We start from the raw sequence: 13,565 nt of genomic DNA, 5'->3' as shown, positions 1-13,565 counted from the left end.
CATGAAGGAGTGATTATGACCCGAGATGTGCAAGATTTTGACCTTTGTCTTTCGACATCAAAAAAACCGCCCTAGATGGGCGGCTGGTCTATTCGGTAGGTTGAGAATTGCGCTTCTCAGCGTACCGAGTGTTTGGATTTATATTCACTCGGTGTTGTTCCCACATATTTTTTAAACACTTTTGAAAAATAGGTTCTGTCCGAATATCCCAAACCAACGGCTAGCGATTCCAGGTTCTGGCTGGAGATTTTCAGCATTTTGGTCGCAACCTTCATCTTGTGCTGATGTACATAGTCCGTAAAAGTCAGACCTGTCATGCGTTTGAAATAACGCGAGAAATAGCTCGGGTCCAGAAAGAGATAACGTGCCATATCAATTGAAGTGATGTTATCGCCAAGATGCTGATCGATAAATTGCTGGATAAGCTGCAGCTTGGGCTCCTGCGGGGGAGTTCCCGCCACCTGCTGTTTGTTGCCTGTAATCTGCACAAGCTTTCTTTCCACCAGTTCCATCGTATCCTCCAGTGTGCGGGTTTGCACGAGATAGACGAACAGATCCTCATCGAATGTTAGGCTAGTGAACATCAGCTCGATACCTCGGAGCATAAAGGATAAATCCCGGACGAAATCGCCCGGATGGATAGCCATAACTTTTGCAGTCCTAGCGATTTCCTGAAGAGTGCCACGGATGGCTTCAAGATCATTTTTAATCACGGCCCGTTCCATCTGCGGGATATAACTATCCAGAAATCCTTGAGGAGCAGGCTGGAAGCGAGGGGTAGCGATTTGCAGAGTATCCAGAACTGTGTATTCCGCACTCGCATAGAACTCGCACTTATCCTGGACAATTTGCCGATGAATCTGTCCGATCGCCTGCAGCTCTATTTTCTCAGTGACTGCGATGATGCCCGGTTGAATCTTAAGGAGATGGGAGCACTCGGAACACAATCGCTGTAAATAATCATGAAAATAAAGACTGGCATTCTGCGCCAGATTCACACGGTAATTATACAGAATCACAATATTCTTCTGCTCCAAAAAAGGCGTAATCCCCTCACACGCTTCGGACAGCTCTAGGGCTATATTGTAGATGGCATATAAAATAAGTGGATACTCGCTCTGCTTGTACCTCTTCTCGAAACTGGAAAAGTGAATGCTGACCGTGCCCAGCATGAACCACGGATACGTCCAGGATATGCCGATTTGCGTCGCATAGGCTAGCGTGGTTTCGGGCGGAGCGCCGCCAATCACCCTTTGCAGCAGATTTTGCCGGAATAACTGGCTATTGTATCCCGTTTCCCCATGCTTGATTAGCCCGATCTTCGATTTAAGCAAGCGTACAGACTTGGCAAGGCTTTTCTCCAGTTGCTCGTCCGTAAGCTGGTCCTTAATTAAATAATCATCCACCTTCAGCTTTACCGCTTGCTGAGCATAATGGAAATCCTCATGACAGGTCAGGAAAATAATTCTGACCTCCGGCTTCATCCGGGTAAAGTAATCGGCCAGCTCAATCCCGTTCTTTTGCGGCAAGCCAATATCTGTGATCACGATATCGGGTTGTACTTCCTCAAACATTAATAACGCCTTGGCACTGGAATAGGTGCTGCCGACAATCTGCAAGCTATGTGCTTCCCAGTCAATCATCTGCTGAAGCACCTTGAGCATAGGAACATCATCATCTATGAGCATCACTTTATACATCAATATCCCTCTCTCTCCGACAGATTAACCTGATGATTGCCTTGCGGCAAATACAGAGAAACGGACACCCCACCTTGCGGCAAATTATGCAGCGACAAGCGGGTATCCTGACCATAGGTCAGCCTCAGCCTTTGAACCACGTTAATTAAACCGACCCTTTGATAAGTTCCATCCTGTTCATCGTCCTTGTAGAGCAATCTGCGGTTCAGTCCTGCCAGAATTTCTGCCCCTGCACCACAGCCATTGTCTTCGACTTCAATCATAATCCCATCAGGGATCGTTCGGGCACGGACGACAATACGCGGTGCCGGGTGGTCAACTAGACCGTGAACGATGGCATTCTCTACGAGAGGCTGCAGAATAAGTTTAGGAACGATGAGCTTCTCTGTATCCGCTTCCAGATCGACCTCCAGTTCAAGAGGGATTTCGTTGCGGATCTTCATGATGTCGATATAATGGCTAAGCAGTCTGCATTCTTCCCGTAAGGTAGCCGGTTCATTGACCTTCAGATAGGCACGGAGAAGACTCATTAGCGAATCAATGATCCCGCTGTGCAGCTTATCTTTAGCCAAAATAAGGCTACATTTGATCGAATTCAACGTGTTGATCAAAAAGTGGGGACGAATCTGCATAAACAGCGCCTCAAGTTCCATCACTCGCTTCTGTTCTTGCTCCAGCTCGATGTCGTGAATCAATCCTTGCAGTTGATCCAGCATAGTATTCAATGTCTGCCCCAGCTCAGCGATTTCATCCTTGCCCTTGACCTCCAGCCTGACATCAAGATTCCCCATCCCGAACTGGCGCACAACGCGCTGCAGCTTCATGATCGGACTATGCAATCTTTTGGCAATCAGCATGGAAGTAGCCGAAAAGACAATAAACAAGAGAAGCACTAAACCAATACCACTATAAAAAGTTCGCGAAATCTGGCCCGACCATTCTTTCTCTGAAGCTTCATAGACCAGCTCCCAATTGGATTTGTCGATGGCTCTGGCCGTACGCACGCTCCCTCTAGCTTCCTTGCCTTCTGGGGCTAGCTCTGAGTTCCCGGCGATCAGACCTCCTCTGGAATCAAACAACGCCAGCTTGCCAAACTCGACCGGCCCGAGCAATTTGTTGAAATAGGCATCGGGAATCGAGATGAGAAGCACGGACACCTGCTGTTTCTCCCGGCTATCATAGATTACTCTGGCAATATAGTAGCTACTGCTTTTACCGGAACCGCTGTCAGCCATCCCAAGCCATTGCAAGGTCTCCGGTTCGTGAATATTGACACGTCCCATCAGCTTGTCCATGTTGGCATTAATCACGGATAAATTCTCAGTCCCAGAGGAGATCACAAAGTGTTTCCGGTTAACCAAATACATGCGAATGTTATTATTTAGCGGCTTAGAGTTGATGAGCGAAAACACATCCTGAATTTGCGTAAAATGTACGTAATCCTGATAGGTGTTCAATCGCTCGGTATCTGCAAAGACCTTCAGATTGGCGCGAAAATTGGTATCGTTTACAATAAAATGCGATGCAAATGTCACATCATCAATGGTCTTGTTTAGTTCGTCAATCATAACGTTCAGAAAGTTATCGTTGCTGAGCTGCAGCTTTTCTACCATCGTATCCCGAATAAGCACAAAGGAGATGATCGATACTGCAATCAGCGGAATAAAAATCAGCAAAAGAAATGAAACCTGGATACGTCTATAGTAAGTGAATTTGAACATGTTTTCTCCGCGCCTCTCTCATGCTCTTTTCTTTTATTCTATCAGCCCGTTATCCAGTATACATGCATTATTTGATTACCGTGACTTTCTTTTGACCGTTTGCGAAAACAATAAGCACTACTTCACCAAATATTTGTATACCTTCCACTACATAGGAATCCAAGTGACTGGATGGAACCTCGTGGCTGATCACGATAATATGCTCCTCATTCCTTTCAGGGAAGCTGATGCGGCATGCCTCCGCCTGCACAGCATCCACAGGTTCACCCGTATGTCGGTAAATCGGCACCTGTTCAACCAGTGGACAGAACGGCTCACCGGAAGGCTGCGGGTACAGCATCTGCATCATCGATACCGTTCCTTTTCCCGTTCGGGAGTAAACGGCATGTTGATTGGGTTCCAGCAGATTGTATTCGCGGGAGATTACCCCGTCATCAATCTTGCCCTGAAGTCCTTTAACATTAACGGGAATGATGCAAAGATTGGCTTCCTGCTCATTGTTTGTACGGCAAATGAATGTCTCGTCTTCCATCTGAACCGCTCCGGGTGCAAAATGAAAATGCTGGGAAAACGTATGCTCCTGACGGCAGCTAAAGCTGTCGACCAGAAGCCAGTAATAAGGCTTGATGAATATGATCCTCCTTAGCAGGTGTACCGGATCATCCAAATGACAGTAGCCATCATGGCTGCCCTCAACATAATCAAAGTCCGGATTGCTGATCCATTTGCTGCCTGCCGGCTTCGCAATTTGGGAGAAGGACCATGTATCCGTGATTTCAGTGAATCCAATTCCGTCAACAGTAGTCGTATTATGGGCAGCGCTTTCTTTTAACGCTTTTCTAAGTGGTGTGTGATCACTATAGTTGTATCTGCCCAGATCGGTAAGCATATCCCGCCCAAAGGCATACAGATCGAAATGTAGCAAATCCGCGTGACCATGTCCACCACCAAGCGGTCCGCAGTGGAAATATAGGTACAAGTCCTGCTCGTCCCAACCCGTTCGCATCACATAATGACCGGAATGTGTGAAAGAGCGCGACAAGTAAGGCGGTTCCTCCGCAATCAGCTGCTCGTAGCCTTCAACTCCACTCGTTCCGAACAACCAGGCATTGTCATAATCCATATGATCGTATCCGCCAAAGCGGAGCACAGAATCCTGGAACAACCAACCTGCATAAGTCAAAATCGAACGGACATCGCTGTCATCGCTATCCCCGAGCATTGGCTGCCGATGATTCGGTTTGGACCAATACAAGGAAGCGACGGCCATTTGATGAACTTTTTGCTGAAGTTCATCCTGTAGCTCCAGTCCATTCATCCGAGCCAAGCGGATGCAGTCGAGAAAACATACCAGAACCTCATGGTGATAGGTGGGCGATTGCTCCCAATGGATACCGTCCGCCATGACCTGGATTCTAGCCGTCTCCCCTAATCTCTCCTCACCGAGCCGTCGCCAAATCTTAGCCCTAGTGAACTCAGGTAAGTAGAGCGCGGTTTGGAATAAACCACAAGTCTCCAGAACGCCCCAATTGCTGATATTCTTCCAACCCGTAAACGATAAAGCTAAATATTCGCTGTGTTCATGAAGGGATATCATCACTTTCGCCAGAAGCGTCGGTGTGAGCAGCGGACTATCCTGTATATAGGACAACGCTTTGATCCAGTTCGCACAGCGAAGACCCGCTTCAATGGTGCGCCAAGTCAACGTATCATTCGTAGGCATGTCTGGAACAGGATTACGGTCCATCCAATCTTCAAGCTGACAGCAAAATGTTCTCGCATACTCCTCATTACCTGTTATCGCATACGCTTGTCCTAATGCCACCCAGTAGCGGTGGCGATTCAGCATATAAGCCCATTCTACATCCTTATCCGGAATATAACGCCAGTCAATTTCTTCCTCAAAGGAAACCGGAATGCGGCTGCGCTCCATATCCCAGGGAAACCGAAAAAGAAACGTCTGCTCCATAACTTCATCCGCCGTCTTCATTACGACTTCCAGCTCATCTGCGCAATATTGCTGTATATAATCGATATGCTGCTGTTTCCGACTGTCCTCTGCCCGCCAGCCCGGCGTGCTCCGACTAGTCAAATACCGATGCAATTCAGTCAGCGCATCGTCCTGCCGTGCTTGGCTGAGCGCATCCTTCACGGGCGCTAGAGCAGGTAACTCAAGGTCGAGTAGCGTAAAGACAGCATAGGGAGAGGTTGATCGGACATCAGCATTCATACCAGTACCCCCTGGTGCCTTTTTGCAGCCGCAGCAACGCTTCGAGGTAGAAATAATCTCCCCAGATCATGAAATCATCCGGAGACAGACCGCCGCGTACATGGTAAGAGCCGTGCTTCAGCAACCCCTCCGCATCTTCACCAATCGTGGAATAGTTCTGCACAAGTGAAGTCATCGACTGTATTAATCCCTGCTGAAAATAAGCCCGTTCGGGATCTCCCTCTTCCATTAGCTCCAACAGTTCCTGTAGTCCAGCCGCAACAATTGCAGAGGCCGAGCTATCCCGGTACGTATCCGCAGACACTGGAGCATTAAAGTCCCAGTAAGCGACATGATCCTGTGGCAAATGGTCCAGAAAATAGCGGGCCATCCGCTTGGACGTTTCCAAATACAACGGATCCTTAGTATAGCGGTAAGATAATGCAAAACCGTAGACGCCCCAGGCCTGCCCGCGCGTCCAAGTCGATCCGTTAGTATAACCTTGGTGTGTAGCGCCGCCAATCGGCTCTCCTGTCTTCTGGTCGAAGAAAAACGTATGGTAGGAGCTGTCATCTCCCCGCACCAGATAACGTTTCGTTTTATCCGCCTGCATGACCGCCACCTGCCGATATAGGGAATCACCGGTCTGTTGTTCCGCCCAATACAGAAGAGGGAGATTTAACAGACAATCAATAATGATGCGCCCACCTTCCTGGGCATCTCCCACAGGTCCCCAAGCCTGAATATAACCACCGCCTGTGCGCCAGCGCTTCAGTAATAAGTCTGCCGCCTGCAGTGTCAACTGACGCGCGGATTCGTCTTTATCTATAATCCACTGGGCCTTGGAGGATAACGAATACAAAAATCCGATGTCGTGATGATCAAGCACCGTTTTTGCCGCGAAACGCCGGCGGAAATCCTCTACGGTATGAGATGCCGCGATACGAAAGCTGTCATCCTGCGTATATTCATAGCACAACCACAACATGCCGCTCCAGAATCCATTGGTCCAGTCGTCATTGTTATTGAGCTGGTAAGTTCCATTCATGCTGACATGAGGGAATCTCCCCCCGAATCGGTCTATATTTTTACGTACCTTCTCTATCGCATCTTCAATCGCATTGCTCCACATAAGTTCCTTGCTCCCTTCGGGCTCTTCGTTTCTTATGTTTCATGATAAGGAGAGTGAACAGGTTCTAATAGGGGCGATTTTTGCTTTGATGTGCATTATTTTGACTTTTGTACGAAGTAACAAAACGTATAACTATTTATGGAAAAATACGTTAGAATCAGAAAGTGACTTACAACTTTCATTTTTTTAGAAACGGAGTGTCCTATTAATGAAAAAGCTAGGTGCATTATTTTTATCCATTTTCATGGTTATGTCTGTCTTTACCACTGCCCATGCGGCTGAAAAGCCTGTCGGTGTGTGGATTGATGGAACAGAAGTAAAGTTAGGCAATTCTAACCCTGTTGTAGAAAAAGGAACTACCTTGGTTCCTATGCGTCCACTCCTAGAGAAGCTTAATGTAAATATGAATTGGAATAAAAAGACCCAAACCGTAACGGGGACCAAAAATGGACTAGCCCTCTCTCTGACTATCGGCAGTACCACAGCAACGGTAAACGGGGAGAAGAAAAAACTAGAGGTGGCTCCTAAAACCATCAACAATGTCACCTATGTTCCTGTCCGCTTTATCAGTGAAACGATCGGCTATAAAGTAGAATGGAACGCGGCGCAGCGCACCATCACCTTTGTAGCTAATAACGAGGCTGCAGGGAGCACCGGATTCTTATGGAAAGTGGAGAACAACGGTAATACCGTCTATCTACTTGGCTCTATCCATGTGGCTAACGACAAAATGTACCCGCTACGCACGGAAATTGAAGCTGCTTTTGAAGCGTCTCAATATCTCGGGGTCGAAGTTGACTTAACAAAGGTTGATCAAACGGAGATGCAAAAGTTCCTTACGGAGAAAGGTTCTTATACAGATGGGACCAAGCTCAAGGATCACGTATCCGCTGATACCTATAACAAAGTTGTTGCGCTTCTGAAAGCGAATGGTCTTGCAGGAAATGCATTCGATTCCTATAAGCCATGGGTCGTTACTCAAGGTATCTCAAGCCTACAAATGCAAACAACAGATTATACACCGGATACGGGTATCGACCTATATTTCACACAGAAGGCAGGCAAACTGAATAAACCTATCATTGAATTGGAAAATATGCAATTGCAGCTGAACATGTTCAATCAATTCTCAGATGGATTGCAAGAAAAGCTTCTCCTTGATACACTCGATAGCCTCAAGCAAACGGACAAAGCTGCAGCAACGGCTTCGCTGGATGCATTATCCCAAATGTGGATGCAGGGGGATGAACAATCACTCGTAGCTATGACACAAGCGGTCGCTAAGGAGCCAGAATACTATAAGGGTCTCGTTTCGGATCGGAATGCCAACATGGTGAAGCATGTAAAAGAGTATTTGAATAGTGATAAAAAAGCGACTTATCTTGTCGTTGTTGGTGCACTACACATGCTGGGTGATGATGGCATTGTGACTCAATTGCAAAAAGACGGCTTTAACGTCGTCAAACAATAAATACTAGTGTCAAAATAAATAAGGCTGTCTCTTAGTCATCTACAATGACTTTGAACTGCACCCCGTCAAGTAGACAGTACAAAAAATAAAAGTAGTTTAAGCGGCCTTAGTCCTAAATTCAATGGGACTGAGGCCGTTTAATTTTGCCTGTAACCGTTCGTTATTGTAAAAGTGAATGTAGGTATCAATATCTGTTTGGAGTTCTTCAAAGGTCTGGTAGGTATGTAAGTAGTACTTCTCACATTTCAATGTTCCCCAGAAGGATTCCATCGGCCCATTGTCAATGCAGCAGCCTACTCGGGACATGCTTTGCTTCAGTTCTGCATCGTCCAGCATCTTCTTAAAATGCAGAGAGGTATACTGGAAACCGCGGTCGCTATGGAGTAAGGTTCGGCTCTCCGACGCTGCCTGCAATGCTAATTCCAGCGTGTTAAAAACTAGCGAATTATTATTGGAATGGCCCAGAACGTAAGCAACAATGGAATTGTCATACAGATCTTTTATTGCACTTAAATACGCCTTCTTACCCTTGCCGTATTTGAATTCTGTTACATCCGTTACCCATTTTTGGTTTGGAGCTTCCGCCTCAAAATTACGGTTCAGCACATTCTCCGCGACCTGCTGAGGCGTGGAGCCTACATACTTCTTTCTTTTTCTGCGGATGACAGACTGGATACCTTGGCGTCTCATGAGCCGGTATACTCGTTTTGCGTTAATAGATTTGTTCATTTGTCTGCGCAAATGCAGGGTCAATTGACGATACCCAAAGGTTCGTTCCACCTTCTCATACAAGAGAAGCATAGCCTCTGTCAGTTTCTCGTTTTCGGTCTCTCGGGAACTGGGTTTGCGATTCAACCATTTATAGTAACTTGACCGTGAAATCCCTACGATTTCACACATAAGTCGAATGGAGCAAGACTGTTCCTGCTGAACGGCTTGAATGGCCAGATAGATGATCTCCTGGCGAATGGTTCTTAACGTCTCCTCCTTTCGAGTTCCTCTAACTTTTTTAGAAAAGCATTCTCCGCACGCAGGCGTGCATTCTCGTACTCCAGCTTTTGCATCGCGAGTTTGTGGCGATCTGCTTCCGTAAGTTCTTCGGGCGCTTTAGTACGTCCTCTGCCGTCTCGTAACGCCTCTTCACCGCCTGCTTCGTACTTCTTTACCCAGCTATATACTTGTTGGTAAGACACGTGAAAATGGCTTGCCGCCTTCGTGTAGTCTTCTCCGTTCGAAAGGCAGTACAGCACGATATCTATCCGTTCCTGCCAAGTGGTTACGCGTCCTTTGGTCATAGCTTTAGATCCTCCTGAATGAGCTGTTAAGCTGTTGCTATGACCATTATACTTCCTAATCCAGTTGGCAAGTTGGGTTGAACTTGCAATCTTATACTTGCAGATGATTTGGTTTTGTGACAATCCTCCCTCGAGATAATCCTTAACGGCATGGAGTTTAAGTTCTGCGGAATACGTACGGTTGTGGATTCGAACTTCCAGCCCTTCGTACCCATACAATTGATAACGTTGCCGCCACTTCACTACAGAGGTTTTGGATAATCCATATTTTCGGGCCGCAGCTTTCAAACCAATGTCGCCCCGTTCAATTTCTTGGAGAATCGTTAATTTTTCGAGTGCCGTATACTTCTTTTGTTCCATAAAAATACTCCCCATACAGCAGCAGGTTTTTATTATTTCGCCTGTCTACTATATGGGGAGCATATCACTTTGAGGCAGCCTTTTATTTTTACTTTTTTAGCTCAATCTAAAAATAGTAGTTAACTTGACGTGAAGACAGAGCGGAGGGGTGGAGGGATTCTGGAGAAACGCCAGTGTTCGCCTTTAAAGACCCATTTCAACTGCTAATCTTTCTACTATTCAGAAATTGGGCTTTAACAGCGATCGTAAGAACCCTCCACTCCGCAGCGGTTTATTCACAAACAGGCTACTACTATTTTTGGTTTTGAGCTTTTTCCTTCTACCACTTGATTAACTGATCCACCTTCACCGGAAGTCCAGTAGCGATCGAACGATTAGCCGCAATTCCGGTCATAATAGACAACGCCCCATCCACATGGGAAGCTGCACGATTAAACCGATCCTCCACAGGTCGTTCAAAAATATCACGGAGCATGACCGGATCTCCGCCCCCATGTCCCCCAACGCCTTCTTCAATTTCAACTTCATAAGGCGGCGCAAAATGAGGGAATACAGTGATTTGCTTGTCCTTTAGTGCCCCTTCATCTTCTTTCTTCCCCCCAGCGTTTACATAGGACTGTTCAACAACCTTAACTTCCATCCGCCCCTTCGTCCCATTAAATACTACAATGAAGCCTTCCCAAGGCAAATAAGCATTAAGTGAATAGTTCATAATCGTCTTGTTTTTGTATTTGACCATGACTGCCATCGTATCCTCAATGCTGATATTATCACCGAATACACTTTGATCTCGCAGGTACCCATCTTCATGCTCGGCATCCAGATACATTTGCTTAAGCTGCTCGTTGTCTTTTAGATGAAGCGCAAAGGGATCATTTTCCGCTGCACTACTACCATGGGCACGCTGATAAAACTCTGTCACCCCGCGCTTCTCCGCATTCTCTCTGCCATAGAACCTTAAATCTCCCATGGCATAGATCGTATCCGGACGAGAGCCCAACCAGAAATTCATCAAATCGAAATGATGTGTTGATTTATGAACCAACAGCCCTCCGCTGTTCCGTTTATCCCGATGCCATCTGCGGAAGTAATCCGCCCCATGCTGCGTATTTAGCAGCCACTCAAAATTGACGGATAACACTTCTCCAATCGCCCCATCCATGATCAATTCACGGATTTTGGTATTGTGCGGGGCATAGCGGTAATTGAACGTAACACGCAGTTTTTTCCCCGTCCGCTCAATCGCTTCAAGAATTTCCTGACATTTCTCTTCATCCACCGTCATTGGTTTCTCCGAAATCACATCACAGCCAAGCTCCATCGCCCGGATAATATAATGGTGATGTGTGCGGTCAATACTCGTAACGATAACTACATCCGGCTTAGTCTCTTCAATCATACGATCAAACTCATGAGCTTTATAAGTAGGAACCGCATGATACTGATATTTCCCTTTCAGTAATCGATTCGCATAATCCATTCTTGCCCCATTCACATCGCAAAAGCCTACAATTTCTGAAGTTTCACGATAATTCGTAGTTATCTCACCATAGAAGAACTCCGCTCGGCCACCGGTACCTACGAATACATATTTCTTCTTCGACACAAGGATCACTCCATCGCTATTGATTTTGATGCCGTTTCTTCTTATAGTTTATAGTATAAAATACATTCAAATCTAAGCGATTATTAGCAAAAATAGCGAAAACTTTGCATATATTAGCTTCATTATCTGAAAGGGGCAAATCTACAATGGAACAGGAGCTAGAACCTCCATTTATCATTGAACAAATCAAAAGAGCCGGCCCATTCAGCATGGATTCCGACCATTATCACGATACATATGAAATTTATTATTTACTCGCAGGTGAGCGCAGCTATTATATCAACAATCTGATTTATACCTTACGCAAAGGTGATCTGATATTTATTAACAAAAATGAACTCCATCGCACCACTTCTAAGGGCTCAGTACGCCATGAGCGAATATTGATTAACTTTGAGGAGGACTTTCTGCAAAAAACGTTGGCGAACTACGACCTAAGTATTCCTTTTTTAACTACACAAAGCTTACTTCTGCGTCCCGGAGTACATGAACAAGGAGCCATCGAATCTATCCTCTTCTCCATGCTAAAAGAACAAGAAGAACATCGATCACAGCAAATCCCCTATCTTCAGACACTGCTCATCCAGTTATTTATTGAAATGAACAGAGTACAAGAAATAAGCCGCGAGCCCATCGCTCCTGAGAGCAGTGAGAAGCAGCTTAAAGTCTACGAAATGATCGATTATTTACAGGCACATTATGTTGAAAAGCTTACATTAGAGCAGCTATCCGAAACTTTTTTCATCAGCAGTACCTATCTTTGCCGTTTATTCAAACAGACCACTGGCTTCACCATTGTTGAATATCTAAACTACATTCGGATCAAGGAAGCCCAACGACTCTTGCAGAGCACTAACACTAAAGTCACTACCATTGCAGAGAATACAGGCTTTGACAGCATCGCCCACTTTGGGCGGGTGTTTAAGCAAATCGCGAAATGCTCACCTCTGCAATACCGCAAGCAGAATCGCTGATCATCAGGCCTTGATTACACCTTTTTTGATAATAATATTTCCATAAAGTGCTTCTTCACCTGTGACTACAACAGCATAACTTTGCTTAGAACGATTGTAGAAATCAAACCGCTCCTCATATTTAATCGTCGCTTCAGCGTCATGTTTGGCGATTATCGACTCGTACGTGGACCAGATCACCGGCACCGTAGGATCTCCCTCAACCACAGCCATAAACGCCACCTGATGTTCCACATAATGATCTAGGGGCAGCAGTTCCAATATTGCATCCAAAAGATCAGGTATCCCAATACCATCATATCTTAGTACTTTTGAGTTTAAGGAGTGTCCTGGATAATTAGCATCTGCCAGTACAAGCTCATCACCATGACCCATTTCCATCATCACACGTACCAGTTCCGGAGATAGTAGCTTAGGAATTTTTTTCAACATCCAAGCACCTCATTACTTCCCATAAAAAGATCTCAAAGCAACCAGCTCATCAATCCGATGCTGTGGCAGCTCTCTCTCCCCATCAATCATACGTGTAATAAAGGTAATCTTGGCTGTATATTCGAGTCTCTCCATATTCAGATAAGCCTCCATAACATCCGTTCCCCAAGTAAGTGCTCCGTGATTTTCGAGCAGGACTGCTGTTTTTTTGCCAAGAAAAGGCATCAGTGAGTCCGGGATTTCTTCTGTTGAAGGTGTTCCGTATTCCGCCAAAGGAATATCCCCGATCATGATAACCGACTCTGGCATCATCATTTTATCGAGAGCCTCACCTTTAATGGCAAAAGCGGTAGCATACGGGGGATGTGCATGAACCACACCATTCATCTCAGGTAGCTCATTATAAATTCTCAAATGCATTTTGGTTTCCGTTGAAGGTCTGTATCCTTCCGCCGCTTCAAGAACTTCACCTTGCAAGTTTACTTTTACAATCATATGTGGCTCTAAATATCCCTTGCTTACCGCTCTGGGGGTAGTGAGAATTTCATTCTCTGATAACCGTGCTGAAATATTCCCATCATTTGCGGCAATGAAATCTTTATTAAACAAATTCCTGCCAATATCACAAATCTGCGAACGTAGTTTTTGTTCCAAGTTATCCATAA

Annotated in this window: 10 protein-coding genes; 2 read left to right on the top strand and 8 right to left on the bottom strand. The window is 45.7% G+C overall.

All coding sequences use genetic code 11. From position 1 onward, the window contains the following. Positions 1-116: 116 nt before the first annotated feature. The 4 genes from MKX35_RS29690 to MKX35_RS29675 form a co-directional block, all read right to left on the bottom strand. Complete coding sequence (locus MKX35_RS29690; protein WP_042186011.1) at positions 117-1,700, bottom strand: response regulator transcription factor; 1,584 nt, start codon at positions 1,698-1,700, stop codon at positions 117-119. Beyond that, the gene (locus tag MKX35_RS29685; protein ID WP_042186009.1) at positions 1,700-3,421 is read right to left on the bottom strand and encodes a sensor histidine kinase; all 1,722 of its coding nucleotides are present in this window, start codon (positions 3,419-3,421) and stop codon (positions 1,700-1,702) included. The genes MKX35_RS29690 and MKX35_RS29685 overlap by 1 nt, the downstream gene beginning before the upstream one ends. A gap of 67 nt (positions 3,422-3,488) precedes the next feature. Beyond that, positions 3,489-5,651 carry an alginate lyase family protein gene (locus tag MKX35_RS29680; protein WP_076300068.1) on the bottom strand — a complete coding sequence of 721 codons (2,163 nt, stop codon included), beginning with the start codon at positions 5,649-5,651 and terminating at the stop codon, positions 3,489-3,491. Beyond that, positions 5,641-6,762, bottom strand: coding sequence for a glycoside hydrolase family 88 protein (locus MKX35_RS29675; protein ID WP_076300069.1), 1,122 nt, complete (start codon positions 6,760-6,762; stop codon positions 5,641-5,643). The genes MKX35_RS29680 and MKX35_RS29675 overlap by 11 nt, the downstream gene beginning before the upstream one ends. Positions 6,763-6,970: 208 nt before the next feature. Here MKX35_RS29675 and MKX35_RS29670 point away from each other — a divergent pair, with 208 nt between their 5' ends. Beyond that, complete coding sequence (locus MKX35_RS29670; RefSeq protein ID WP_076300070.1) at positions 6,971-8,233, top strand: TraB/GumN family protein; 1,263 nt, start codon at positions 6,971-6,973, stop codon at positions 8,231-8,233. A 96-nt stretch (positions 8,234-8,329) separates the two neighbouring features. On the opposite strand, the gene MKX35_RS29665 is transcribed toward MKX35_RS29670, so the two are convergent. Further along, a protein-coding gene (locus MKX35_RS29665; RefSeq protein WP_143759361.1) for an IS3 family transposase occupies positions 8,330-9,888 on the bottom strand; the annotation gives its coding sequence in 2 pieces (ribosomal slippage) (positions 8,330-9,255 and positions 9,255-9,888; 1,560 coding nt in all). 319 nt (positions 9,889-10,207) lie between these two features. Next, positions 10,208-11,494, bottom strand: coding sequence for a Gfo/Idh/MocA family protein (locus MKX35_RS29660; RefSeq protein ID WP_076298136.1), 1,287 nt, complete (start codon positions 11,492-11,494; stop codon positions 10,208-10,210). Between the two features lie 146 nt (positions 11,495-11,640). Between MKX35_RS29660 and MKX35_RS29655 the strand changes: the two genes are divergently transcribed. Beyond that, positions 11,641-12,468, top strand: a complete 828-nt coding sequence (locus MKX35_RS29655; protein ID WP_076298137.1) for a helix-turn-helix transcriptional regulator — start codon at positions 11,641-11,643, stop codon at positions 12,466-12,468. 3 nt (positions 12,469-12,471) lie between these two features. Here MKX35_RS29655 and fucU read toward each other — a convergent pair whose 3' ends face one another. Both fucU and MKX35_RS29645 read right to left on the bottom strand, forming a co-directional pair. Then, positions 12,472-12,900 carry an L-fucose mutarotase gene (gene fucU, locus MKX35_RS29650; RefSeq protein ID WP_076284304.1) on the bottom strand — a complete coding sequence of 143 codons (429 nt, stop codon included), beginning with the start codon at positions 12,898-12,900 and terminating at the stop codon, positions 12,472-12,474. Positions 12,901-12,912: 12 nt separating this feature from the next. Further along, on the bottom strand, positions 12,913-13,563 hold the full coding sequence (locus MKX35_RS29645; protein ID WP_076298138.1) for a class II aldolase/adducin family protein: 651 nt from the start codon (positions 13,561-13,563) through the stop codon (positions 12,913-12,915). Between the last annotated feature and the right edge of the window lie 2 nt (positions 13,564-13,565).

Origin of the sequence: Paenibacillus sp. FSL R5-0923 (assembly GCF_038009145.1) — a bacterium.
In the GTDB taxonomy this organism is placed as follows: Bacteria; Bacillota; Bacilli; order Paenibacillales; family Paenibacillaceae; genus Paenibacillus_AQ.
Note: the sequence above shows the minus strand (reverse complement) of the source record. Positions and strands in the feature narration are given on the sequence as shown.

Coding starts and splice junctions, on each gene's coding strand:
- MKX35_RS29690 (WP_042186011.1), bottom strand. CDS start 1,700: ATGTATAAAGTGATGCTCATAGATGATGATGTTCCTATGCTCAAGGTG.
- MKX35_RS29685 (WP_042186009.1), bottom strand. CDS start 3,421: ATGTTCAAATTCACTTACTATAGACGTATCCAGGTTTCATTTCTTTTG.
- MKX35_RS29680 (WP_076300068.1), bottom strand. CDS start 5,651: ATGAATGCTGATGTCCGATCAACCTCTCCCTATGCTGTCTTTACGCTA.
- MKX35_RS29675 (WP_076300069.1), bottom strand. CDS start 6,762: ATGTGGAGCAATGCGATTGAAGATGCGATAGAGAAGGTACGTAAAAAT.
- MKX35_RS29670 (WP_076300070.1), top strand. CDS start 6,971: ATGAAAAAGCTAGGTGCATTATTTTTATCCATTTTCATGGTTATGTCT.
- MKX35_RS29655 (WP_076298137.1), top strand. CDS start 11,641: ATGGAACAGGAGCTAGAACCTCCATTTATCATTGAACAAATCAAAAGA.
- fucU (WP_076284304.1), bottom strand. CDS start 12,900: ATGTTGAAAAAAATTCCTAAGCTACTATCTCCGGAACTGGTACGTGTG.
- MKX35_RS29645 (WP_076298138.1), bottom strand. CDS start 13,563: ATGGATAACTTGGAACAAAAACTACGTTCGCAGATTTGTGATATTGGC.